We start from the raw sequence: 23,956 nt of genomic DNA on the forward strand, positions 1-23,956 counted from the left end.
CCGGTCCTTCAGCCCGCCTTGGCCACCGGCTCGGGCGCGTACTCCATCAAGAATTCCTTCGCGCGGCCCAGTTCCAGGGCCAGCTGTGCCACCAGCTCGCTCAATCGCTGCTGATCGACGCTCGAGGCCTGAGCCTCCAGCGTGTGCGACAGCTCGCGCAACGGCTCGGCGTAGATGTTGGCACTGGCGCCTTTCAACTTGTGCGCGATCCGGCTCAGGCCGGGCCGATCCAGCGCGGCCAGCGAGGCGCGCAGCTCATCGAGCGCCTGCTCGCCGCTGGCGATGAAGGTCGCCACCAGCTCACGGGTGAATTCCGGATCGCCATCGGTCAGCTCGTTGAGCCGGGCCAGGTGCACCGGAACGTTGGCATTGGCGTCGACTGGGGCGGCCGACGTCTCCTCGGCCGTGATACGCAGGCCGAACTTGGTCAGGATCTCGTGCAAGCGGGGGATTTCCAGAGGTTTGGTGAGGAACGCGTCCATGCCGGCTGCCATGCAGCGCTCCAGCTGACTGGCCATGGCGTTTGCGGTCAACGCGACGATGGGCGCGTTCGGACGGCCGTCGCCCGTCTCGCGCTCACGGATGCGCAATGTCGCGGTGATGCCATCCATCACCGGCATCTGCAGATCCATCAGAATCAGATCGAACGTGGTCTCTTCGCAGGCGCGCACGGCTTCGACACCGTTGTCCGCCACGCGCACCGTGCAGCCCATGCGCTCGAGGAATCGGACCGCGACCTTTTGATTGACCGCGTTGTCTTCCACCAGCAGCACGGTGCCGCGATAGGACTCGGCGATGTGCGCGGCCAGCGTGTTACGAGTGACGATGGGTTGGCTCTTCATGTGCCAGGTCTTGGAATCGTGCGCGAGCACGCGATCCAGGCATTCGAGCAGCTCGCGCGCGCGGAGCGGCTTGGTGAGATACGCCGCGAAGCCCAGCGCCGCGAAGCGGTGGATATCGCCATGCCCGTCCATCGAGGTGAGCATCACCAGGCGCGCTTGTGACAATTGCGCGTCGGCGTTGATGCGTTCGCCCAGCGTCGCTCCGTCCATATCGTGCATGCGGTGATCGGCGAGCACGACTTCGAACGGCTGGCCGTCGACCGCCGCCGTATGTAACAAACTCATCGCCTCGATGCCGCCGGCCGCGAGACTGACCTCGAAGCCCGCATGCATGAGCTGACCGGCCACCACGCGACGATTCGTTTCGTTGTCGTCGACGACCAGAATGCGTCGACCGATGCGCGTCGGCACCAGCAGGCGCACCGGCGCCGGCGCCGATGAAAACTCCGCGGCGGGCAGCGGCAACGTGAACCAGAAACAGGAGCCCCGATTGAGCTCGCTCTGCGCGCCGACATCGCCGCCCATCATCTGCACCAGGCGGCGCACGATCGACAAGCCGAGCCCCGTGCCGCCGAAGTGACGCGTGGTCGAGGAGTCCGCTTGCACGAACGGCTGGAACAGGTTCTGCAACGTACCGGCCGCGATACCGATGCCGGTGTCACGCACTTCGAAGCGCGTGCCGAGCTCATCGCCGCCCAGATCCACACAGCTGACCTCGATGACGATTTCGCCTTCGCGCGTGAACTTGATGGCGTTGCTGATGAGGTTGATCAAACATTGACGGATGCGCTGCGGATCGCCGACCACCCGATCCGGCACGTCCGGATGAATGTGCACGACCAGCTCCAGATTCTTCGCGGCGGCCTGAAATGCCAGCATCACCGCGGCTTCTTCCACGACATTGCGCAGATCCAGTTCCAGCGCTTCGATGTCGAGCTTGCCGGCCTCGATCTTGGAGAAATCCAGGATGTCGTTGATCACGATCAACAACGAGTCGGCGCTGGAGCGGATGGTTTCCGCGTAGTCGCGCTGAGTCCGGTGCAGCGGGCTTTCCAGCAGCAGACCGGTCATGCCGATGATGCCGTTCATCGGCGTGCGAATTTCATGACTGACGTTCGCGAGAAATTCGCTCTTGGCGCGGTTGGCGCTTTCGGCGGCTTCGGTGGCTCGTAACAACGCTTCACGTGCCGAGCGCGCTTCGGTCACGTCTTGCAGCGAGCCTGACAATCGCAGCGGCCGGCCCTGCGCATCGCGCTCGGCGGTGGCGCGTGCGCGATACCAGCGATATTCGTTCCACCGGGTGCGCAGACGAATCTCGACGTCGTAGGGCAGGCGCTGCTGGAAATGCAGGCGCGTCGCATTGGCCACGGCGTCGGCGTCGTCGGCGTGCAGACATTGTTTGAGGAAGTTCGCGTTGGCAGGCAGCTCCGTATATTCGAAGCCCAGCAGTTCGGCGACGCGCGGCGAATGCCAGGACGAGCCATCCGCATCCATTTCCCACAGACCGTCCTGGGTCCCGTTGATGGCGCGTTCCAGACGTTCCTGAGTGTGTCGAAGTGCGTCTTCGGCGAGCTTCTGTTCGTGCGCGTCCTGAATGGAGCCGGCAATCGAAACCGCGCGCCCCTGGTCGTCGCGTTCGGCCATGCCGCGATGACGGAACCAGCGATATTCTCCGCTCTTCATCCGCAGGCGCAGAGCGACGTCGAACGCCGCACCTTGTTCGACGTGTTCGAGCAACGACTGGCGTCCCCGACCGATGTCTTCCGGATGAACCAGCGCTTCGATTTGTTCGGAGTCTGCCGACAGCTCGCCATCTTTGTAACCCAGCAACGCGTGATAGCTCGACGAGAACCACATGCGTCCCTGTACCAGATCCTTTTCCCAGTGACCCTCGGAGCTGGACAGCGACGCGCGTTCCAGTCGTTTCTCGACCTCGCGCAATATCTGCGCTTGCTGTTGCAGGCGGTTGGCGGCTTCGATTTCCTTGGTGATATCCCAAGACACACCCAGCAGTCGCACATTGGTGGGGTCGACGTGCAGGACTCGCGCATGCGCCTGTACGGTCACTTGCTTGCCGTTGACGCCGCGAATCCGGTAACGATACGAGAGGCGATCCTTGCCGGTGGCTCGCGCATCTCGCACCAGCGCCACGATCATGTCGCGATCGTCCGGATGCATGCGCTCGAGATAATGGTCGAGATCGGGGTCGGGCTGGCCGCTGAAGATCTCGCGCAGCGGATTCTCGATCCAGCCGAAACGCCGATCCCTGGTGTTCATCTCCCAGCAGCTGATGCCGGCGGCTTCGGTGGCCATGTTGAGGCGGACCGCGAGCTTCTGCTGATTCGCTGCGTGCTCCACTTCGTCGGTGATATCGCGCGTGACGCCGATCAACTCACCCCGCGGGTGGGCCGGACTGCTGTACGGTAGCTTCCGGAAATGAGTCTCGATGTGACGAATCCTGCCGTCCGGGTGCACCACCCGGCTGCGTACCGAGCCGCCGTGGTTGGAGCCTTCGACCTGCGCGTTGATATCCTGACGGGTGCGTTCACGATCGTCGGGATGCACGGGCAGCAGCCCGTCCTCGAGCGTCGCCTCGATGCCCAGCATGCGTTGCAGGGTTGGATCGCAGACCACCCGGCGCGTGGCCAGGTCCAGGCGCCAGACGCCGATGCCCGCGATATCGGTGGCGAGCTTGAGCTCGGCGCGCAGCGTGCCTTCTTCCGGGCCATCCGCCGGCCGTGCCGCGCCCCGCACGCGCCAATAGGCCCAGAGTGCCCCCGCGCCCATGGAGGCGCCGAGCACGATGCTGGCCAGGTGCGTAACGTCGAGCTGAAGCATTCGATCCGAAGTCAGACTGCCGGGGCGGCACAACACCATCTGTATCGGCAGGGAACAAGGAAGCCTGCCTCCCCCATCGGATATTCAGGGATGGCCTTAATAGTGCCGAGAAGGCCAGGGCGAGCCACTGTGACGTAGTTCTCTGGTCGAAAGTGGCCAAGGCCCTTGCGACGCGTTCGGCCAGAGGCGCGACTCTGGCCGAACTAGTGCCGCATCCCGGCTGTTAGAATCCCGTAGCGTGTGACTTTGCTCACACTGCGTGTAAGAGAGGAACGGACATGCGGGCATTGAAGATCGCGGGAATCGTTGTCGGCGGCATCGTGGCGCTCATCGTCGTGCTGCTGCTGGCGGTGGTGCTGTTCGTCGACCCGAACGACTACCGCGCCGACATCGAGCGCGCGGTCGAGAGCAAGACCGGCCGGCAGCTGACCCTGAGCGGCGACCTGCATCTGTCGATCTTCCCCTGGCTGGCGCTCAAGGCCGGCCCGGCCAGCCTGGGCGACGCGCCGGGCTTCGGCGATGAGCCTTTCATTGCCATTCAGGAAGCCCGGGTGGGCGTGCGCCTGCTGCCGTTGCTGAGCGGCAAGATCGAAGTCGGCGATGTCCGTCTGGCGGGGGCGCGCATCCGGCTCATCACCGATGAACAGGGTCGTAACAATTGGGCCGACCTCGGCGAGCGGAAGGAAGCAACCACGCCCGCGCCTGCCAACGAGAAGCCGATGGAGGTACCGACCATCGCGGGCCTCGAGATCGAGGACGCCGCGGTCACCCTCGAGAACCGTCAGGAGAAAACGCGCCGGGTGGTGCGCGACTTCAATCTGAAGACCGGCCGGCTCGCCTCGGGCGAACCGTTCGATCTGAACACCGACTTCGTGCTCGACCAGGAGCCGTCGCTGTCGGCCAGGGTGAAGCTCGCCACCCAGGTCACGGCGGATCTCGAAGCCAACGCGCATCGACTGGCGAAGCCGGAGATCGATGTCACGATCACCGGCCAGGGTTATCCGAAGGAAGGCATCCCGGTAAAGATCGTCGCCGACTCGCTCAGCGCCGATGTCGCCAGGGAACTGTATCGTCTCGAAGCCTTGAGCGTGACCACCACCTGGAAGGGCGAGGGCTTCCCCGCCGCGGGGGTGCCGGTGGTTCTGCAAGCGAAAGATTTCAACGCGAATCTGGCCGCGCAGACCCTGGAGCTCAGCGGCCTCGCGCTCGATCTCGCCGGCGCTCATCTGTCGGGTTCGCTCACCGGCAAGGAAATTCTCGATGCGCCGGCCATGAGCGGTCCACTCAAGCTCGATCAGGTTTCATTGCGGACCTGGGCGCCGAAGCTCGGCGTGTCGTTGCCCGCCACCACCGATCCGAAAGTGTTCGAGAAGCTGAGCTTCTCCGGCACGGTGTCGATGACCAAGTCGAGCGCGGAAGTGGGCGACATCGTGCTGCAGCTCGACGACACGATTGCCAAGGGCATGCTCGGCGTCGCGGACTTCGATTCCAAGGCGCTGCGTTTCGATCTCAACGTCGATCGCATCAACGCCGATCGCTACCTGCCGCCGCCCGTGGAGCAGCCCGCCAAAACCGCGACCAAGGAGCCGCCGACGCCGATTCCAGTGGAAACATTGCGCAATCTGAATGCACGCGGTCAGTTGCAGGTCGGCGAGGCGATCTTCGCCGGCATCAAATTCACCAAGCTCAAGCTCGGCGTGAATGCGCGTGACGGCAAGGTGCGATTCAATCCGTCGCAAGCGTCCATGTACGGCGGCAACTACAGCGGCGATATCGGCATCGATGCGACCAGCGATGTAGCGCGCATTTCCCTGGACGAGCACATCAGTGGCGTCGACTTCGCGCCGTTGTTCAAGGATTTCTTCGAGACCGATCGGGTCGCCGGCAAGGGCGCGGCCAACCTCAAGCTGACCGGCTCGGGCAAGAACACCGACGACATCATGAAGACGCTGGAGGGCACGGTCGATTTCAAAGTGGCCGACGGCGCGCTCGAAGGCACGGATCTCTGGTATGAGATTCGTCGTGCTCGCGCCGTGTTGAAACAGCAGGCCATTCCAGAACGCACCGGGCCGGCGCGTACCGCGTTTACCGCGCTGACCGGCAGCGGCGCGATGAAGAACGGCGTGCTCTCCAATAACGACTTGAACGTGGCCATGCAATATCTGAAAGTCACGGGGCAGGGCACGGTCGATATTCCGGCGAGCACGCTCGACTATAAGTTGATCGCCGCGGTGTTGAAGATTCCGCGCGAAGGCGCCGACACCGCGCAGATGCAGGACATGGTCGACGCCGAGATTCCGGTGAAGATCACCGGCTCGCTGACCGATCCGAAAGTGCGCCCCGATCTGGAGGGTTACCTGAAGAACGAGCTCAAGCAGCGCGTCGACAAGGAAAAGGGCAAGGTCGAGGAGAAGTTGAAGGACAAGCTGAAGGATTTGTTCAAGCGTTGAAACTAAAGTGCCACGGTGGGCGACTTATGCTGTGACGGTCGCGCACATTTCCCCGGGTCGCTTCGATGCCAGCACTGAAGTCAGATGGGTTACGAACGCTGCTGGCGGCGACGGCGCTGTTGACTGCTCCGCTGGCCGGCGCCTTCAACATCGAGCACAGTGAGGCCCGTTACGTCGACAAGCACTTTCGCTACGAGCTGATCGTCACGCTGGACGCGCCCATCGAACGCGTCGACGAAGTGCTGCGGGACTACGACGACTATCCATCGCTCAACCGCCGCATCCTCAGCTCCAAGGTGCTGGACCGCCCCGAACCGGGCGTGGTCACGCTGGAAACCACCGTCGAGGTTTGTTTCGGCCCGTTCTGCCGCAACGTCACTCGCGTCGAACGCGTGCAGGAATCGAAGAACACATTGCTGGCGGTCGCCGATCCCGAGCGCAGCGACGTGAAGTTCAGTGAGACCCGCAGCGAGCTGAGCCCCGGTCAGCACGGCGCCACTCGCGTGAAATACGAGACCAACGTCGTTCCCGATTTCTGGGTGCCGCCGGTGGGTGGGCGGCGCATCCTGTTGCGCAAGCTGGAGACCGAGACCCGGGACCTTTTCATGAACGTCGAGCAGAAGGCCAGGCAGCCGGAGCCCACTTCGCCTCCTGGCCCCTGATCGACGCAGCGGCGCGCCGCCGTGGCATCATGGCGGCATGCCAGCCGCCGCCAAGCCCGCCACTCTCGCCAAGCAGTTGACTCTCTCGCCACCGTCCGAGACGGGAGAGCCGGCGGAGGGGCGGGAAAACCGGGACAAAAAAAATAAAAAAGGCGAGTGTCCGCGTGCGCTCGCTGCAGGCCCGAGTGGCGAAAAATTCGCCAGTGCGCTGCTGGCCTGGTTCGATGTTCACGGCCGCAAGCATCTGCCGTGGCAGCAACAGATCACGCCGTATCGCGTCTGGATCTCCGAGATCATGTTGCAACAGACGCAGGTCACCACCGTCATTCCCTATTACGAGCGCTTCATGCAGCGCTTCCCCGACGTGCGGGCGCTGGCGGCTGCCGCCGACGATGAAGTGCTGCATCTGTGGACTGGCCTGGGCTACTACGCCCGCGCGCGCAATTTGCTCAAGGCCGCCCGGACCATCGTTGCCGAACATGGCGGTGAATTCCCGGAAACCCTCGACGCCGTGCAAGCCTTGCCGGGGATTGGCCGCTCGACCGCCGGTGCCATTCTCGCGATCTCGAAATCGCAGCGACATCCCATCCTCGACGGCAACGTCAAACGAGTGCTGACGCGCTGTTTCGGTATCGAAGGCTTTCCTGGCGAAACGGCGATCGAACGCGAGTTGTGGTCCATCGCCGATGCCTGCACTCCGGCGCAACGCGTGGCTCACTACACCCAAGCCATCATGGATCTGGGCGCCACGGTTTGCGTTCGCTCGCGACCGTTGTGCGTCGTTTGTCCCATGCATGAGTTCTGCGTCGCGCGGCGCGAGGGGATGCAGGCCGTCTTGCCGACGCCGAAGCCGCGCAAAGAGCGCCCTGAGCGCACGGCTTACGCGGCGATTCTTCAACGAGCCGATGGCGCAGTGTTGTTGGAGCGCCGTCCGCCCGTGGGCATCTGGGGCGGGCTGTGGACGTTTCCTCAGTTCGACGACCGCGTCGATGCGGTCACGTGGATGGAGCGGCACACCGGCGATTCCTCGCTGGCAACGCTTGCCCTGCCGCCCTACTCACATTCATTTACTCACTTCGATCTCAACCTGCAGCCGTTGCTCGTGCGAGATGCGCGCGAGCAGCCGGCAGTCGCCGATGCCGAGCGTTATTGCTGGTACGACGTGAAACAGCCCGCGAAGATCGGCCTGGCCAAGCCGGCCGTCGATTTGATTCGCGGTCTGGCAGAACGAGTCGAATAACTGATCCGGGAGTCGCTATGGCCAGAATGGTGAACTGTGTAGTGCTGGGCGTCGAAGCCGAAGGGCTCGACTACGCGCCGTATCCCGGCGAGCTGGGGCAGCGCATCTACAACAATGTTTCCAAGGAAGCGTGGCAGCGCTGGCTCAAGCACCAGACCATGCTGCTCAACGAATACCGCCTCACGCCCATCGAGCCCAAGGCCCGCAAATTCCTGGTCGAGGAAATGGAAAAGTTCTTTTTCGGCGGCGGCTCGGACAAACCCAAGGAGTTCAAGCCCGAAGGCGAGTGATCACCCCGCCTTGCGCTGCCATTGCTTGTCGAGCAGCGTCCTGAGGTGCTCCGAGATGCGCTCGAATTCCGCCGAGATCATCTTCAGCTCTTCGCTCCAGTCGTTGCGACCGCCGCCCCGGGCACGCGTTTCCACGTCCGCCGTGAGCAAGCCGAGTCGGTCCACGTGCATGTTGTTCGCGGCGCCCTTGAGCTTGTGAGCCGCGCGAGCCAGCTGGTCCAGATCCTGGCGATGCGCGGCGGCGCGTAGCTCCAGAATCGCTTCTTCGCCGCTCATGATGAAGGCGCTGACCAGCTCGGCGGCGAATTCCTCGTCATCGCCCGCGATTTCCAGCAGCCGTGCCTTGAGCGAGTCGTCGAGATTGCGATTCATTGACGCGATCACCGTCGGCTCCAGGTCCGAGGAGTTGGCGCTCATGAATCGATCCAGCACGTCCTGCAGACGCGAGATGTCGAGCGGCTTGGTGAGATAGTCGTCCATGCCGGCTTCGAGACAGCGCTCCAGCGTGCCCATCATCGCGTTGGCGGTCAGCGCCACGATCGGGGTGCGGCGTCCTTCGCCTTCGATCTGACGGATCCGCTGCGTGGCCTCCAGACCGTCCATCACGGGCATCTGCATGTCCATGAGAATGAAGCCGTACTTGTTGTGCTCGAACGCATCGACCGCCTGCTTGCCGTCGCCCACGACGTGCACTTCGCAGCCCAGGCGTTCCAGGAAGCGACGCGCGACGCGTTGGTTGATGGCGTTGTCCTCGACCAGCAGCACGCGGCCCGAGTAGATGCGCTTCACTTCGTTCGCCACCAGCGTGCCGCGAGTGATGATGGGCTGGCTGTGCATGTGCCAGTGCTCGGCCTCGCGGGACAGCGCGCGTTTCAAGCAATCCAGCAGCTCGCGAGTGCGCACCGGCTTGGTCAGATACGCCGAGAAGCCGATGTCGGCAAAGCGTTGCATGTCGCCGGAACGATCCAGCGACGTGAGCAGCATCAGGCGGGTCGGCGGAATGTCGCGCGCCTTCATGATCGATTCGCCGAGCATGGAGCCGTCCATGTCGGGCATCTGATAATCGAGCACGACCGCGTCGAACGCGCCGCGACCCGAACGCAGGATGTTCAATGCCTCGTGAGCATGCGAGGCCGTGATGACTTCGTAGCCGGCATGAACCATCTGGCTCGACAGCACGCGACGATTGGTGTCGTTGTCGTCCACCAGCAGAATGCGACGCCCCTGCTGAACCGGCGCCCGTTCCGGCTCGTGGTCGCTCACGCCCGCCGGCTCTTCGACCGGCAGCGTGAACCAGAAGGTCGAGCCCTTGCCGACTTCGCTCTGCGCGCCGGTCTGGCCGCCCATCATTTCGACCAGCTTGCGAACGATCGACAGACCGAGCCCCGTGCCGCCGAAACGACGCGTGGTCGAGGAGTCCGCCTGAATGAACGGCTGGAACAACTTGTCCAGCGACTCGCGCGGAATGCCGATGCCGGTATCGCGCACTTCGAAGTGCAGCAGCGCGCGACCGTTCTGGCGGCCGAGCAAGCAGACTTCCAGCACCACTTCGCCGGTCTGCGTGAACTTGATAGCGTTGCCGACCAGGTTGAGCAGACATTGACGGATGCGCTGGGGATCGCCGAGCACGCGCGGCGGCACTTCGGGCCGGACATTGACCACCAGCTCGAGGCTCTTGGCCGCGGCCTGGAACGCCATGATGGAGCCGACGTCATCGACGTTGGAGCTCAGGTCGAGCTCGAGGTTCTCGATGTCGAGCTTGCCGGCCTCGATCTTCGAGAAGTCCAGGATATCGTTGAGAATGGTCAGCAGCGAATCGGCGCTGGCGCGAATCGTTTCGGCGTAGTCACGCTGCACGCGATCCAGTCCGGTGTCGAGCAGCAGGCCCGTCATGCCGATGATGCCGTTCATCGGTGTGCGAATCTCATGGCTCATCGTGGCGAGGAACGAGCTCTTCGCGCGGCTGGCCTCTTCGGCTTCCTCGGCGGCGCGCTCCATCGCAACGCGCGCGGCGCGCTCGTGCGAGATGTCATGAATCGAACCGGCGAGCCACAGCGGACGGTCGTCGTCATCACGTTCGGCGGAGGCGCGTGAGCGCACCCACAACCAATCGCCGTCTTTCTTGCGCAGACGATATTCGATGTCGTACGGCACGCGATGCTGGAGATGATCGCTCATCGCCTTGCCGACGATGGCGCCGTCATCCGGGTGCACGAACGCTTCGGGGCGACCCTCGTCGTTGCGCTCGGTGCCGTCGTAACCCAGCATCTTCCGGAACTGCGGAGAGTGCCAGATCTCGCCAGTCTGCAGATTGAACTCGAACAGCGCGTCCTGCGTACCGGACACGGCGCGCTGGAAGCGTTCCTGCGCTTCCTTGATCTCGGTCGCCTGACGAGAAATTTCGTCGTTGGCCTGCGCTTCCTTGGTGACGTCCCAGTCGATGCCGAGCACGCTGATGGCGTAGCCGCGATTGTCGCGAAGAATACTGGCGTGGGTCTGGATGTGACGAACCGTGCCATTCGCGTCGATCACCCGATAACGCTGCGCCAGGAAGCTGCGGTTGCTGCGAATGGTCTGGCGGAACATCTCCTGCCAGGTCGCCTGCTCATCCGGGTGCACGAACTTGAGGGAATATTCGCTGCCCTTGAGCTGGCGCAGGCCGCCGCAGCGCTCGATCATCGGGCCGCCTTCGTCGATCACCAGCACATCGGTGGCGATGTTCCATTCCCACACCGACAGACCGGCGGACTCGTTGGCCATGCGCATGCGCTCGACCATGCGGCGATTGTTGCTTTCAGCGGCCTCGGCTCGCTCCAGGGCGGCCCGCAGGTCGGCGGTCTCGTTACGAGAGCGCAGCGCTTCGGCCAGCGCCTCGGTCTCCGCCTGCGTCTTGCGCATATTCGCGGCACCGAAGAACGCCGTGACGAAGATGGCGAACACGGCGACCGCATGACTCTCGAGATAGGCCCACCAGCCACCGTGGTAGGACGAGACGATCGGTGAGATCAGCAGGCACATCGCGCTGACGAAGCCGATCACGCTGACGTGCCAGTGACGGTTCGAAGACAGCGCCAGGATCACGGCCAGCACATAGCCGATGCCGATGATGGAATCCTGCACGTTGACCAGATCGGCCGCGAACACCAGCGCGCAGATGCCGAACAGCCAGGGCAACAGATTGCGACGATCGCCGGTCGTGCCGTCGAGACCCTGGCTGATGAGCTGGCGCCGTTCGCCTTCGGGCAGCGCGGCCAACGAACGCAGGTAGTAGCGCAGACCGAACACACCGAGCAGCAGCAACCCGACCAGGATGTAACCCAGCGTGCTGGCGGAGAGATAGGACTGGCCGAAGAAGCGGTAGATGGTCGCCTGCTCGCGCTCCATCGACAGGTCGATCAGCAGGATGCCGCCGGCGCGGTCCGGCACGGCGTAGAACAGGTGCGGCGTGCCCGCCAGCTCGGCGAAATGGACGAACGGCTGTTTGGAGTTGGCTCGAAGTGTCGCGACGGCCTGCGCGCCGATCTCGTCCTTGGGCTCAGCCTGCTCGTCGCTCAGCGCGCCCGCGAACTGACGGGCCGTAAACGCTTGCGTGAACGTATCCAGCGATTGCCCCGGGGCAGCATGGGACAACAGCGCCTCGCTCAGCGCATAGGCCTTGGTGATGGCGACTTCGGTACTGATGTTCTCCGCCACCACCTTCTTCTGTTGCAGCAACGGTGCGCCCGCGACGGCCAGTATCAGTACCAGCACCAGGATCGCGACCACCGAGCTCTGTCCGGCGATGACGGCGAGCAGATTTCTTGATTGTTTCATCGCCACTCCCAGCGATGCGTTTCCTCCCGAAGGGTGCAGTACAGTCAGTGGCGAGCATTGCGGCAAGTACCAACGTCGCGTTATGACCCATCATCCACAGCTTCGTGTGGATTTGTGACGCGACTCGCATTCCGCGGCGGCTTACCTGGCCAGGAAATCGGTCGTCAGGGTCAACATCGCCCGGACGCCGGTGATCAATCCGGCCTCGTCCATGTAGAACAACGGCGAGTGATTGAACGGCACCGTGGCCGCGTCCTTGTCGCGCGGCGTGACGCCTACCCAGAAGTAGATCGACGGGACTTCCGTGCCGAAGAAGGAGAAATCGTCGGCCGTGGTCTGCAGGCTGATCTGTTTCACATTGTCCTTGCCAACCAGTTGTTCGAACAGGGGCACGGCGCGGTTGGTCAGCTCCAGGTCGTTGACGACCGGCGGCAGCGAGACTTCGTTGCGCACTTTCACTTCGGCCTTCGCGCCGCTCGCCGCGGCGATGTTGGTGGCGGTGGTCTGCATGCGCTTGACGATGTCGTCGCGCATGCCGCGATCGAAATTGCGAATGGTGCCGACCATTTCCACCGAGTCGGGAATGATGTTGAAACGAATGCCGCCCTTGATGGCGCCGATGGTGATCACCGCCGGCACCTGGGTGATGTCGATCTGACGGGACACGATGGTCTGCAGCCCGGTGATGATCTGGCCCGACACCGTGATCGGATCGATGCCATTCCAGGGCCGCGAGCCGTGCGTCTGCGCGCCGGTCACCGTGATCGTGAAATAGTCCGAGCCCGCCATCAGCGGCCCCGGCTTGTAGCCGATCACGCCGGTGTTGAGCGACGCCATCAGATGCAGGCCGATCATCGCGTCCGGCTTGGCGATATTGAACAGCCCTTCTTCCATCATGAGCTTCGCGCCACCGCGCTCACCCTCGGGCGGACCTTCCTCGGCGGGCTGAAACACGAACAGCACCTGCCCGGGCAGCGAGGCCTTCATCTTGACCAGCGCCTCCGCGACGCCGAGCAGAATCGCTACGTGCCCGTCGTGACCGCAGGCATGCATGACACCGACCTTCTCGCCCCGGAATTCGGTCGTGACCTTGGACTTGAACGGCAGATCGTTCTGCTCGGTGACCGGCAGCGCATCCATGTCGGCGCGAAGCGCGATGGTGCGGCCGGGCTTGCCGCCCTTCAGCAGCGCGGCTACGCCGGTGTGACCGATGCCGGTCTTCACGTCCAGGCCCAGGCCCTTCAAACGTTTGGCGATGAACTCAGAGGTCTTGAACTCCCGATTGCTCAGCTCGGGACTGGCGTGCAGCTGACGACGCCACTCGATCACCTGAGGCTCAACCGCCTTCGCCGCGGAATCGATGGGTGACCCGTCGGCGCTCGCCAGCATCGGTATCGCCAGCGCCAGCGCGCCTCCGGTGAGCGTGGCGGCAAGCTTTCTGGTGCGAGCGGAACGATGCATGCGGATCTCCAGTTGATCTTCGGTGGAGTGTACAAGCCCGCACCGGAGGGTGGTATTTTTCCGTCATGCGCGTCCTCGCCCTGAACTGCGGCAGCTCCTCGGTCAAAAGCGCCCTCATCGATACGGCGCACGGCCGGCGGCTGCAAGAAATGCATGTCGAGAACATCGGCTCGGATCACGCGCGGCTGCATGCCGGCAATGAGGTGCGCGAGTTGAGGCAGGGCATCGATTTGCCCGGTGCGGTCGATGAATTGCTGGCGGCGTATCGGTCGGCGGCACCCGAGGCGGTGGTCCATCGCATCGTTCATGGCGGCGAGAAGTTTCGCGAGACCTTGCGGTTGGACGATGCCGTGCTCGGCGAGATCGAGCAGTTGAATCACCTGGCCCCTCTTCACAATCCGCCTGCGCTCGCGGCGATTCATCGCGCGCGGGCTGCGCTGCCTGATATCCCTCACTTCGCCGAGTTCGACACCGCGTTCCACTCGACGCTGCCTGCTCATGCACGTGAGTACGCGCTGCCGGCCGATGTCCGGCGGCGGTTCGGAATCCGGCGCTTTGGCTTTCATGGCATCAATCATGCGCATGTGGCTCGGAGTGTCGCGGGATATTTGAAAAGCGATGGGCTGCGTATCGTCTCCTGCCATCTTGGCAATGGCGCGAGTGTGACTGCCATCGAGGGCGGGCGCAGTGTGGATACGAGCATGGGAATGACGCCGCTCGAAGGCCTGGTGATGGGGACACGAGCGGGCGATGTCGATCCAGGCGTGCTGTTACAGCTGCGTCGCGAAGGACACCTCGACGCCGATGAGCTGGACGATTTGCTCAACAAACGTTCCGGTTTGAAAGGGCTGGCGGGAACGAACGACATGCGCGAGATCGAGCGCCGCGCGGGTGCGGGCGATCAGGATTGCGAGCTTGCCATTGCGATGTATGTGCATCGGATTCGGAAATACATCGGCGCCTATGCGGCGGAGATGGGCGGTGTGGATGTCATCGCGTTCACGGCGGGCATCGGAGAGCACAGTGCGCTGATTCGGCGCCGGTGTTCGGAGCGGCTGGAGTTCATGGGCGTAGCGCTGGATGCCGCGAGCAACGATGCACTCAAACTCACGAATGACAATCCCGTCGCGATATTCAGTGCAGCCGGCTCGCGCGTGCACTTGCTCGCTGTGCGAGCCGACGAGGAGCTTGCGATGGCTCGCGCCACTGCCGCCGCGTTGGGTCACTGACGTTCGCCGAGTGCCTCCGCATCTGCCGAAGGCTGGCGCAACGCGCCTGCACCAGTGCGTGGCGCGACCAGCATCAGCTCAACGTGGTGGCTTTGAGCCACTCCACAACCTTGAGCAGCGCCTCAACGCTCTCATCGCCAGCCGCGCGACTGTCGTTATAAATCTTCAGCTGCTGATGCGCGCTGGTGCCTTCGCTGAGAATCCGCTCGATAGGGGCGAGCGCCTCGCGGCAGCCGAGCCGCTCGATCTGCTCGTCGCAGGTCTCGATCAAATCGCCGACGACCTTGGCCAACGGCACCGCCTCGTTGGACGACTCGAGAATGAACTCCGCCTTGACCCCATCCCGCTTCGCCCGCCAGCGATTCTCGTCGATGAGCCGCCGGGTATGGGTGCTTCGTTCCTTCCCCATCTCCGGATTGGCCACCAACGTCGCGACCAGCGCGCGATACAACGCCGCGATCGCCAGCGCATCCTCCAGCCGCGTACAAACATCGGCGATGCGCATCTCCAGCGTCGGAAAGCGCAGTGCCGGCCGGATCGCCCACCATAACTGCGACGAGTCGCCGATCGCCCCGGCCGCCCGCAAGCGATCCGCGAACGCCTGATAGTCCGCTTCGTCGTGAAAGAAATCCGGAATGCCACTGCGTGGCCACTCGTCGTAGAGCGCCTGCCGATAGCTCAGCAAGCCCGTGACGCGGTGATTCCAAAATGGCGACGACGTGCTCAACGCCAGAAACACCGGCAACCAACGCATCGCCCGATTCATCACGTCGATGCGATCGACCTGCTCGGGGACGGCCACGTGAATGTGCAGCCCGCACACCAGATTGCGCTGAGTGACGATGCGGAAGTCCGCGATCAGCTTGTCATAGCGCCGCTTCTCCGTAACGAGCTGCTCTTGCCACACCCCCAACGGATGCGTGCTGGCCGCAAGAATTTGCAATCCATGACCCGCGACAACCTCACTCAACACCCGCCGAGTCCGCGACATCACTTCGCGCGCTTCCGAGTGACTGCGCAGAATCGGCGACGCGATCTCGATCTGTGATTGCAACAGTTCGGACGTGACGACATCGCCGAGCCTGGCGCGCGCGTCATCCATGAGCCGGTCGAGCGCCGGCGCGCCGAGCATTCCCGTGGAGGCATCGACGAGAAAGAACTCTTCCTCGATGCCAAATGAGTGATCGAACGACATGAATTACGGGGCGGGTTGAGACGGCGGGATGACGGGAGGCACCGTCTGCAACCAGCGCAACACTTCGCTGACACCGCCCAGCCGATGCTTCGCGCACGTCGCGGCGGCCTGGCCTACGCGAATCGATACACCATTCATTTCGTTCACCACCTCGAACGCATCCTCATCCGTGACGTCATCGCCAATGAATACCGGCGTGCGGCCTATGAACGGCGCTTCCTGCATGAAGGACGTAATGGAGCTGCCCTTGGTCCACGCGCCAGGCCGTAACTCCAGCACGCTCTTGCCCGCCTGCAAGGCGAAGGTCGGACCGAGCTGCACCAGAACCTCGTTCATGATGCGATAGACCTCATCCTTCATCTCCGGTGCACGACGAAAGTGCATCGCGACCGCGTAGTGTTTGTCTTCCAACAAGAGTCCTTCATGCCCGCGCACGAAATCGGCGAGCTGATTGCGCACACGTGCGATCAATGCCGCGTCCACTTCGGGGCGTAGCACATGCCCATCGGCGGTGCGTCGCTCGCATCCGTGCACGCCCGAGCCGATGAATTTCAGCGGCGAGAACAGATTGTCGAGGTTCGCGAGGCTGCGGCCACTGACCAGCGCCAGCGCTCCATCGAGGCGCCAGCGAGCGGCTTCGAGCAAATGTTTGAGGGTGGTGGGCACGTGCACTCCCTGTGGCGTCTCGGCAAGCTCCAGGAGCGTGCCATCGACATCGAGGAATAGCGCCCACCCCTGCGTGTTAGGAGCGGATTCCGACATGACCGTGGACCATACGTGGCTTTGCCTCCTGGCTCAACTCCGCAGGTCCGTCGGTAGTTCTATTGCAGTCGAGCCGGCTCCAGCAATTGCACGCTGAACAGCTTGTTCGGATCCATCCACACACGCTTCACCGCCAGGCCGGCGGTCGCGGCCAGTTCGTTGAAGGTGTCGAGTGTGTATTTGTGGCAATACTCGGTGCGCAGATGTTCACCGCGACCGATGCGGACTTTCTCGCCGCCGAGGTGCACGGTCTGTTCCTTCTTGCTGACCAGATGCATCTCGATGCGGCTCTCGTTCTCGACCCACACGGCGAGATGATCGAAGGCGTCGAGGTCGAAATCGGCGCCGAGCTCACGATTCACGTGGCGCAGGGCGTTGATGTTGAACTCCGCTGTCACGCCAGCGGCATCGTCATAAGCGCGCTCGAGGACGCGAGGGTCCTTGCGCAGATCGATGCCGATCAGCACCGCGCCATTCTTACCCACCAGATCCCGCATGCGAGCCAGCAGGGCCCGCGCCTGAGGGCGATCGAAATTGCCCAAGGTCGAACCCGGGAAATAAACGATGCGACGCTCGGCGGCGCGGATGAAATTCGGCAGCTCGAAGTTCTGCGTGAAGTCGGCGCAGACCGGCACGATGTGCAGATGGGGGTAATCCTTCGCGAGCGCGCCCGCCGCTGCAAACAAATGTTCGCGCGAAATATCGACCGGGGCGTAGGCGAGCGGACTCTCCAATCGATCCAGCAGCAGACGAGTCTTCATGCTGGTGCCGCTGCCGAACTCGATCAGCGCCGCGTCCGGGCCGATGTACTGTGCCATCTCATTCGCATGGCCGTGCATGATCTGCAGTTCGGTGCGAGTGATGTAGTACTCGGGCAGCTCGCAGATGTTGTCGAACAGGAACGAGCCCAGTTCATCGTAGAACCAGACGGCCGACAATTCCTTGGGCTCTTTTTTCAGCCCGTCGAGAACGTCGTTGGTCAGTGCGTCTTGCGTGGATTTGGCGGGGGCGGTGCTCGGATGCTTTGCCATCGTTCTTCCTTCGATTACAGGTCGCGTGCCAGGCGCACGCCCATGAACTGCCAACGAGATTGCGGATAAAAGAAATTGCGATAGGTCGCGCGCACGTGATCGGCCGGTGTCACACACGAGCCGCCGCGCAGGACCAGCTGACTGCACATGAACTTGCCGTTGTACTCGCCGAGCGCACCTTTCGCCGCGCGATAACCGGGATACGCGACATAAGGAGATGCGGTCCACTCCCACACATCGCCGAACATTTGTTTCAAGCCGGGCTGATCGCCGGCCGGAAGAGGTTTGAGCATGTCGGTCTTCAATAAGTTTCCGCGGACCGGCAACGATTCGGCGGCGAGCTCCCACTCGGCTTCAGTCGGCAGCCGCGCATTGGCCCAGCGCGCGAACGCGTCCGCTTCGTAGTAACTCAAGTGACAGACCGGCGCCGCCATATCTAGGGCCTGCAAGCCTCGCAATGTGAATTCAGCATCGAGCGCCGGCGTCCAGTAGAACGGCCGCGCCCAACCCTCCTGAGTCACCGTACTCCAACCGTCCGACAACCAGAATTCAGCGCGGCGATAGCCGCCGTCGCGCATGAACTCCAGATATTCGCCGTTGGTGATCAAGCGATCGCCGAGCGCATACGGTTCCACCAGAGTGCGATGACGTGGGGTCTCGTTGTCGAAACAAAAGTGCTTGCCGGTGGCGCCAATCTCGCGAACGCCGCCTTCGAACGTCAGAAACTGCAACGGCCCGCAGCTGCGCACTTCGGTGGCGGGTTGCGGCTTACGGGTGTAGGCCGGCAGCAAGGGATTCTTCGACAACAGGTGCTTGATGTCGGTGAACATCAACTCCTGGTGCTGCTGCTCGTGATTCATGCCCAGCGTGATCAGCGGCTCGAACTGCTCGTCGTCCTCGCTGCGCGCCTCGAGCAGCTTCAGCATGTGCTCATCGACATGCCGGCGATACGCGAACACTTCCTTCACCGTCGGCCGCGTCAGCAAGCCTCGCTCCGGCCGCAGGTGCATGGGGCCGACGGCTTGGTAATACGAGTTGAACAGCACCTCGAACCCGGCTTGAAAGGGCTGATAGCCGCTCAACAAGGGGCGTAACAGGAATTGCTCGAAGAACCAGCTGGTATGCGCCAGGTGCCACTTGGCCGGGCTCGCGTCCGGCATGCTCTGCACCACGTAGTCCTCGACTTCCAGCGGGCTGCAGATGCCCACCGACGCCTCGCGGATGCGGGTATAGCGGCAGGCCAGGGGTTCGTGAGAGCGATCAGGGACGGGAGTGGCTGCCGGGTATACCGCTGCCATGAATGGACTCCTTATATATGTGGACCTGGATGCCTGCCGGGATGCGCCACCCTTGTCCCAAGGAGTCGCCCCCAACAACGCCCGGTCGCACCGAAAAGTTGCAAACCCAAGTAAACCGAGGGGTTAGCCGCGGACCCGCGGACCGGAGAGTATAGAACCTCAAACCTGACAGTTAGCGCCGGCATTTCCGTGCGCATTTGTGGCCGGAATCGGTATGCAACCGCCATGCGGGTATCGGGTAAGGGCCGAATTTCGCCCTCAACCACTCGTTTTTCTTGACGCCTCGCCAAGCCCCCGCTCTAATACGCGCCCGCTTCGGCGCATGCCGCCGCAGCGACCTTCTTCAGGCCCCGACCTCGTCCGGGCCCACCCAGTTGGCCGGGTAGCTCAGTTGGTAGAGCAGCGGACTGAAAATCCGCGTGTCGTTGGTTCGATTCCGACCCCGGCCACCATTCAGACCCATTCGCTAAGCGGCTGTGCGTTTTGCCGCCGGTATATGTAGCCGGCCGCGTTCGCCGGGAAAGTTGGCGCCTTCCTTCGGTCGCCACATGAGTTCGATTTTGAGTTCGAGGCCCAGCGCCTGAGCTGCGGTAACGACGCCGCGGCAAGCCCCGTTCGCGTCTTGTCCCTGCACAGAGATGTCTATGTCCGCCAAGTGGGTGTAGCCCTCGTCGTTCTTTCTGCCCTTGATCATATTCACAGGGCAAATCCTGCGGAGCTTGTCGAAGTCTCGGACCTGTCTGATTGCCCGGCGCACCGTTTCTTCGAGGAGCCGATTCCAGTTCGGACGGGAAAGCGACGCGCCGCCAATCGAGGCATCCAGCAATTTCGTGTGGGTGAGCTTGGGGAGGTCGCGCGGATCGATCCGCCGCTCGGCGACGCTGGTCTCAGCCGGCAGGGCGCTGGCGGCGCCCGCAGCGCTGTTCTGGATAAGCCCATCCATATTTTTGATAGCCACATCCACGGAATCGACGAAAGGTCGAGCATAGCGCTGCAAGATGGCCAGCGATTCCTCGCTAATCGTAATAGTGGGCATCGAAAATCCCCGTTCAAACATACGAAAATACGAGTATATGGAGCCATATGTATAAATCAAGGAGCAGATCGCCCGGTTTGTTACGCTGAGAAGGTCACGCACTGCCCAGCGAGGTCTTAATGTCGATTCGTGTTTGTCTCGCCGGAATCACCGGCGACGTTGGCCGCCTGCTCGCCACCGAAATCCTCGCGCACGACGATCTGACGCTGGCGGCCGCCGTTGCGCGCTCAGCGGCGGGACAGAAGGTCGGTCAGGTGCTCGGGTGCGATTGCGAAGTTGAGATTCGTGCGTCGGTGGTGGAGGCGTTGGCGAGCGATTCGTTCGACGTGTTGGTCGATTACACCTCAGCGACAGCGGCGTTCGAGAACGTCCGAGCCGCCATCGCGTTTGTCCTTGTCTAGCGACCTGATGTGCGCGCGGATTTCCTTGCACAGCTCGGAATGCGTGCCCTGCTCCAACGGAGCAGTGAACTGCCGCTCAATATCATTCGCCGCCGTGTTGAGTGCCTTCAGTGCGTTGTCGAACGCACGGGTGCAGCGCTTCTGTGCCTTCTCCGCGTGTGTCGCCATCAGCAGAACTTTCTGAGCAGAACGCGTTGCGTGCCTGCGCCAGTGCAGGGTCGGACCCTGGTCCACTTTCCTGGGGCGCGCTTTCCGCTGCGCACATCGCCGAGCTTGATGTCCCTTGTTCGGCCGCTCTGCGGGTTACCCAGTCGACGATTTCCCTCGTCAATATGAAGCCTGAGAGCTCAGAGAGTTTCGGGGCATGCGTTCGTCCGATCATGCCCAGACGCTTGCGAATGGAACTGCTCGCAAGTTATCCGCAAATGATATTGGGCGTTCGCCGTCGTACAGGACGATTCCTTGCACGAAGCGCTCACTGGCGATGGACGCGAGCCGGTCCAACCCTGAGAAGTCACGGCGCGCGATCGTCGCGGCTGACTTCACCTCAATTCCTACGATCTGTCCTTCCGCGTTCTCCAGCACGAAATCGACTTCGTTCTGATCCCGGTCGCGGAAATGAAACAAGCTGACTCGTTGCTGTGATACCGAGGAAAGTTTCAGAAGCTCCGTGAAAATGAATCCTTCCAGAAGTGGGCCAAGTAGTCCTCGCTCTTTACGTATGCGCGCGACGGTGAAGCCGCGTTGAGAAGTCAGCAGACCGGAATCTACAAAATGCAATTTGGGTGTCTTGACGATTCTGGAGAGTTCGTTGCGTGACCAGGGCGGGAGGCGGCGTAAGAGAAAGAGTTGTTCCAGAACTCGCAGGTAACTATCGGTGGTTTTGTGGTCGAGGGCAACGCAGCGGCCGATCTCCGAGAGGTTGAGCAGATTGCCGGCGTATTGAGCGGCGAACTGCAGAAGTCGAGGGATCTGGTTAGGGCGCGCCAGGGACGCGATCTCCGGGACGTCCCGGTCCACGATGGATTCGATATAGGCACGGTGCCAGTCCTGCCGGCGCCGCTCCGTCTTCCTGGCGAGCGCTTCTGGATAGCCTCCGCTTGCAACCATCTGCACGAGCCTGTCGGAACTCATTGTTTCGGCTGGCTGAGGTACCGTGCCTCCAAGCACGCTATCAATGAACTGGGTCCGTTTCCGCCGCAGCAATTCACTTCTTGACAGAGGCAGGAGCGGAATCGTTTCGATGCGACCTGCCAGTGATTCGCGAACTGTCGCTATCGTGGAAAGGTCCGCGGAGCCGGTCAGGAGGAAACGACCGGGACGCCTGTCCTCGTCCACGGTGCGTTTGATTGCCAGAAGAATGTCAGGAGCGCGCTGTACCTCATCGATAACCGCTCGATCCAATTCTCGTATGAACGCACGGGATCGCTCTTGGCTGCGGCCAGAGTCGCGGGATCGTCCAGCGTGACGTACGAACGGCCTTGTCGCGCGAAACGTCGTGCGAGCGTCGTCTTGCCTGATTGTCTGGGGCCGGTGATTGCGACGACTCGAGTATCGCGCAACGCAAGTCGGATGCGGGTTTCGACATGACGGGGATAAGCGGCCATGGTTGATCAGCGTAGCGGCTAATTGGGAGCGCGGCAACGGCTAATTGGGAATGGATTGGCGGCCAATTGGGATCACCTCCGCGGTTTGGTGCCGCGGCGTCGATTGGACAGTTAATCGCCACTCGGAAGTGAAAATTGCAGACGATATGGGCGCGGATTCTTTCAGCCATATTCAACTTTCGTGAGCGCGGTGCAAAAATGGATGCCAACGCTTGGTGTAAGTCATGCACATGCCAGGCCACGGTACGCATAGCTAAATAGACTATAACTGCCGCGGCCCAACCGCCGCGCGTCAACGAGGTACCCATGTCGATCCGAATCTGTCTCGCCGGAATCACCGGCGACGTTGGCCGTCTGCTCGCCACCGAAATCCTCGCGCACGACGATCTGACGCTGGCCGCCGCTGTTGCGCGCTCAGCGGCGGGACAGAAGGTAGGTCAGGTGCTCGGGTGCGATTGCGAAGTTGAGATTCGTGCGTCGGTGGTGGAGGCGTTGGCGAGCGATTCGTTCGACGTGTTGGTCGACTACACCTCAGCGACAGCGGCGTTCGAGAACGTCCGAGCTGCCATCGCTGGTGGCAAGCACGTTATCGTCGGCAGCTCCGGTATCACGGCTGAACAGTACGCGCAGCTTGATGAGGAAGCGCGGCGAGCCAAGGTCGGTGTCGTTCACGGAAACTTCGCGATCACCGCCGTGCTGGCTCAGGTGTTCGCGACGGCGGCGGCCAAATACATCAAGAGTTGGGAGATCATCGAGTACGCGCACGACGACAAGATCGATGCGATCAGCGGCACAGCGCGTGAGCTCGCCAACAGAATGGCATCGCAAGGTCCGTCACAGCATGCGATCGCGGCGGACGATTTCGTCGGTGATTCCCGATCGCGAGGTGCGACCGTGCAAGGCACGCAGGTGCATGCGGTGCGCTTGCCGGGTCATGTATTCGGATTCGAAGTTATTTTCGGACGCTCTCATGAGCGTCTCATCATCCGGCATGAAGCGGGCAGTCATGCCGAGCCTTACATTTCAGGAACGCTGCTGGCGATAAAAGCCGTGCCGCGTTTGGTCGGGTTGCATCAGGGTCTGGAATCGATTCTCGATCTGAAGCTGGATCGTTGAAGGCTCGGAGCCGCCTTCACTTGACCACCTTCTTCACCACAGGCGACGGAGCACTCTCCTTGCCCTGCGAGTTGTAGGAGCGCACCGAAAAGTAATAGGTGCCCGGCGCGAGATTCGACACGACGTAGCCGCTGGCGGCGGGATTCGGTAGCTCGATGTTCTCAGTGAGCGCGGTCTCGCTGGTGCCATACGAGATGCGATAGCCGGCCAGATTGGCCAACGATGTGCCGTTGTCGTTTTGAGTCGGCGCCGCCCAGGTCAGTGTCGCCGTGCCCGTGCCCTTCGCCAACGAGCGCTGCACACCCGCACCCGCGCGCGCAGCTGACCCCGTGATCGTAATCGTGGCCGGCGGCAGGCTCGCGGTGTTGCCGTGTGAGTCGCGTACGCTGATAACGATGTTCGAAAAGATGCCTTCGGTATCGGGTTGCCCGACGATCCGGCCATCGCTCGCGCGGAAGCGCATCCAGCCTGGTGCGCCGCTGATCGAGAACGTCAGCGTGTCGCCATCCGGATCGCTGGCCTTGGGCATGAAGTAATAGTCGGCGCCGACCTGCGAATTGCTGAGCGTGCCACTGATCGTTGGCGCTCGATTCGATGGAGTGGCAGCCTCGGCACCAGCCGCCAGCAGGCAGAAAACAAGCAGAAGGCTTCGCATCGTCATCTCCGGGCAGCGTCTCGGTCAGGC

18 protein-coding genes and 1 tRNA gene are annotated in these 23,956 nt (G+C 62.5%); 8 read left to right on the forward strand and 11 right to left on the reverse strand.

The annotated features are described in order from the left end of the window. Positions 1–8: 8 nt before the first annotated feature. Positions 9–3,680 carry a PAS domain-containing protein gene (locus tag EKO19_RS08185; protein WP_175596986.1) on the reverse strand — a complete coding sequence of 1,224 codons (3,672 nt, stop codon included), beginning with the start codon at positions 3,678–3,680 and terminating at the stop codon, positions 9–11. A gap of 278 nt (positions 3,681–3,958) precedes the next feature. Here EKO19_RS08185 and EKO19_RS08190 point away from each other — a divergent pair, with 278 nt between their 5' ends. The 4 genes from EKO19_RS08190 (at position 3,959) to EKO19_RS08205 (ending at position 8,322) form a co-directional block, all read left to right on the forward strand. Then, on the forward strand, positions 3,959–6,130 hold the full coding sequence (locus tag EKO19_RS08190; RefSeq protein ID WP_129775835.1) for an AsmA family protein: 2,172 nt from the start codon (positions 3,959–3,961) through the stop codon (positions 6,128–6,130). A gap of 65 nt (positions 6,131–6,195) precedes the next feature. Then, entirely contained in the window at positions 6,196–6,792 is a 597-nt protein-coding gene (locus EKO19_RS08195; protein ID WP_129775836.1) for an SRPBCC family protein, read from the forward strand. 37 nt (positions 6,793–6,829) lie between these two features. Continuing rightward, on the forward strand, positions 6,830–8,032 hold the full coding sequence (gene mutY, locus EKO19_RS08200; RefSeq protein ID WP_129775837.1) for an A/G-specific adenine glycosylase: 1,203 nt from the start codon (positions 6,830–6,832) through the stop codon (positions 8,030–8,032). A 17-nt stretch (positions 8,033–8,049) separates the two neighbouring features. Then, positions 8,050–8,322, forward strand: coding sequence for an oxidative damage protection protein (locus tag EKO19_RS08205; RefSeq protein ID WP_129775838.1), 273 nt, complete (start codon positions 8,050–8,052; stop codon positions 8,320–8,322). On the opposite strand, the gene EKO19_RS08210 is transcribed toward EKO19_RS08205, so the two are convergent. Then, a complete protein-coding gene (locus EKO19_RS08210) occupies positions 8,323–12,135 on the reverse strand; it encodes a hybrid sensor histidine kinase/response regulator (protein ID WP_129775839.1) in 3,813 nt (1,270 codons plus the stop codon). 141 nt (positions 12,136–12,276) lie between these two features. Then, on the reverse strand, positions 12,277–13,596 hold the full coding sequence (locus tag EKO19_RS08215) for an amidohydrolase (RefSeq protein WP_129775840.1): 1,320 nt from the start codon (positions 13,594–13,596) through the stop codon (positions 12,277–12,279). A 65-nt stretch (positions 13,597–13,661) separates the two neighbouring features. On the opposite strand from EKO19_RS08215, the gene EKO19_RS08220 reads away from it, so the two are divergent. Further along, on the forward strand, positions 13,662–14,825 hold the full coding sequence (locus EKO19_RS08220) for an acetate/propionate family kinase (RefSeq protein WP_129775841.1): 1,164 nt from the start codon (positions 13,662–13,664) through the stop codon (positions 14,823–14,825). A gap of 73 nt (positions 14,826–14,898) precedes the next feature. Here the strand turns inward: EKO19_RS08220 and EKO19_RS08225 are convergent, their stop codons facing one another. From EKO19_RS08225 to egtB, 4 genes are read right to left on the reverse strand one after another with little or no spacing between them, the layout of a single operon-like run. After that, positions 14,899–16,020: a carboxylate-amine ligase gene (locus tag EKO19_RS08225; RefSeq protein WP_129775842.1), complete on the reverse strand. Its 1,122-nt coding sequence runs from the start codon at positions 16,018–16,020 to the stop codon at positions 14,899–14,901. 3 nt (positions 16,021–16,023) lie between these two features. Beyond that, on the reverse strand, positions 16,024–16,782 hold the full coding sequence (gene otsB, locus EKO19_RS08230) for a trehalose-phosphatase (RefSeq protein WP_129775843.1): 759 nt from the start codon (positions 16,780–16,782) through the stop codon (positions 16,024–16,026). Between the two features lie 59 nt (positions 16,783–16,841). Continuing rightward, a complete protein-coding gene (egtD, locus tag EKO19_RS08235) occupies positions 16,842–17,813 on the reverse strand; it encodes an L-histidine N(alpha)-methyltransferase (RefSeq protein ID WP_129775844.1) in 972 nt (323 codons plus the stop codon). A gap of 14 nt (positions 17,814–17,827) precedes the next feature. Next, positions 17,828–19,111, reverse strand: a complete 1,284-nt coding sequence (gene egtB, locus EKO19_RS08240; protein WP_129775845.1) for an ergothioneine biosynthesis protein EgtB — start codon at positions 19,109–19,111, stop codon at positions 17,828–17,830. Between the two features lie 376 nt (positions 19,112–19,487). Here egtB and EKO19_RS08245 point away from each other — a divergent pair. Continuing rightward, a tRNA-Phe gene (locus EKO19_RS08245) sits at positions 19,488–19,563 on the forward strand. A gap of 14 nt (positions 19,564–19,577) precedes the next feature. Here EKO19_RS08245 and EKO19_RS08250 read toward each other — a convergent pair. Then, complete coding sequence (locus EKO19_RS08250) at positions 19,578–20,147, reverse strand: T4SS efffector SepA family protein (RefSeq protein ID WP_129775846.1); 570 nt, start codon at positions 20,145–20,147, stop codon at positions 19,578–19,580. Between the two features lie 119 nt (positions 20,148–20,266). Here EKO19_RS08250 and EKO19_RS08255 point away from each other — a divergent pair, with 119 nt between their 5' ends. Further along, positions 20,267–20,548 carry a Rossmann-fold NAD(P)-binding domain-containing protein gene (locus EKO19_RS08255; protein WP_129775847.1) on the forward strand — a complete coding sequence of 94 codons (282 nt, stop codon included), beginning with the start codon at positions 20,267–20,269 and terminating at the stop codon, positions 20,546–20,548. A 378-nt stretch (positions 20,549–20,926) separates the two neighbouring features. Here EKO19_RS08255 and EKO19_RS08260 read toward each other — a convergent pair whose 3' ends face one another. Together EKO19_RS08260 and EKO19_RS39775 are read right to left on the reverse strand one after the other, a co-directional pair. Continuing rightward, a complete protein-coding gene (locus EKO19_RS08260) occupies positions 20,927–21,952 on the reverse strand; it encodes an ATP-binding protein (protein WP_217705178.1) in 1,026 nt (341 codons plus the stop codon). After that, complete coding sequence (locus EKO19_RS39775) at positions 21,850–22,155, reverse strand: AAA family ATPase (protein WP_217705179.1); 306 nt, start codon at positions 22,153–22,155, stop codon at positions 21,850–21,852. The genes EKO19_RS08260 and EKO19_RS39775 overlap by 103 nt, the downstream gene beginning before the upstream one ends. A 306-nt stretch (positions 22,156–22,461) precedes the next feature. Between EKO19_RS39775 and dapB the strand changes: the two genes are divergently transcribed. Then, entirely contained in the window at positions 22,462–23,271 is an 810-nt protein-coding gene (dapB, locus tag EKO19_RS08265) for a 4-hydroxy-tetrahydrodipicolinate reductase (RefSeq protein WP_129775848.1), read from the forward strand. A 16-nt stretch (positions 23,272–23,287) separates the two neighbouring features. Here the strand turns inward: dapB and EKO19_RS08270 are convergent, their stop codons facing one another. Next, positions 23,288–23,926 (reverse strand): putative Ig domain-containing protein, encoded by a 639-nt coding sequence (locus EKO19_RS08270; protein WP_129775849.1) that lies wholly within the window; start codon positions 23,924–23,926, stop codon positions 23,288–23,290. Positions 23,927–23,956 lie beyond the last annotated feature (30 nt).

Origin of the sequence: Peristeroidobacter soli (assembly GCF_004138485.1) — a bacterium.
Lineage (GTDB): Bacteria > Pseudomonadota > Gammaproteobacteria > Steroidobacterales > Steroidobacteraceae > Steroidobacter > Steroidobacter soli.

Coding starts and splice junctions, on each gene's coding strand:
- EKO19_RS08190 (WP_129775835.1), top strand. CDS start 3,959: ATGCGGGCATTGAAGATCGCGGGAATCGTTGTCGGCGGCATCGTGGCG.
- EKO19_RS08195 (WP_129775836.1), top strand. CDS start 6,196: ATGCCAGCACTGAAGTCAGATGGGTTACGAACGCTGCTGGCGGCGACG.
- EKO19_RS08220 (WP_129775841.1), top strand. CDS start 13,662: ATGCGCGTCCTCGCCCTGAACTGCGGCAGCTCCTCGGTCAAAAGCGCC.
- EKO19_RS08270 (WP_129775849.1), bottom strand. CDS start 23,926: ATGCGAAGCCTTCTGCTTGTTTTCTGCCTGCTGGCGGCTGGTGCCGAG.
- mutY (WP_129775837.1), top strand. CDS start 6,830: ATGCCAGCCGCCGCCAAGCCCGCCACTCTCGCCAAGCAGTTGACTCTC.
- EKO19_RS08205 (WP_129775838.1), top strand. CDS start 8,050: ATGGCCAGAATGGTGAACTGTGTAGTGCTGGGCGTCGAAGCCGAAGGG.
- egtB (WP_129775845.1), bottom strand. CDS start 19,111: ATGGCAGCGGTATACCCGGCAGCCACTCCCGTCCCTGATCGCTCTCAC.
- EKO19_RS39775 (WP_217705179.1), bottom strand. CDS start 22,155: ATGGCCGCTTATCCCCGTCATGTCGAAACCCGCATCCGACTTGCGTTG.
- EKO19_RS08225 (WP_129775842.1), bottom strand. CDS start 16,020: ATGTCGTTCGATCACTCATTTGGCATCGAGGAAGAGTTCTTTCTCGTC.
- egtD (WP_129775844.1), bottom strand. CDS start 17,813: ATGGCAAAGCATCCGAGCACCGCCCCCGCCAAATCCACGCAAGACGCA.
- dapB (WP_129775848.1), top strand. CDS start 22,462: ATGTCGATCCGAATCTGTCTCGCCGGAATCACCGGCGACGTTGGCCGT.
- EKO19_RS08215 (WP_129775840.1), bottom strand. CDS start 13,596: ATGCATCGTTCCGCTCGCACCAGAAAGCTTGCCGCCACGCTCACCGGA.
- EKO19_RS08185 (WP_175596986.1), bottom strand. CDS start 3,680: ATGCTTCAGCTCGACGTTACGCACCTGGCCAGCATCGTGCTCGGCGCC.
- EKO19_RS08250 (WP_129775846.1), bottom strand. CDS start 20,147: ATGCCCACTATTACGATTAGCGAGGAATCGCTGGCCATCTTGCAGCGC.
- otsB (WP_129775843.1), bottom strand. CDS start 16,782: ATGTCGGAATCCGCTCCTAACACGCAGGGGTGGGCGCTATTCCTCGAT.
- EKO19_RS08255 (WP_129775847.1), top strand. CDS start 20,267: ATGTCGATTCGTGTTTGTCTCGCCGGAATCACCGGCGACGTTGGCCGC.
- EKO19_RS08210 (WP_129775839.1), bottom strand. CDS start 12,135: ATGAAACAATCAAGAAATCTGCTCGCCGTCATCGCCGGACAGAGCTCG.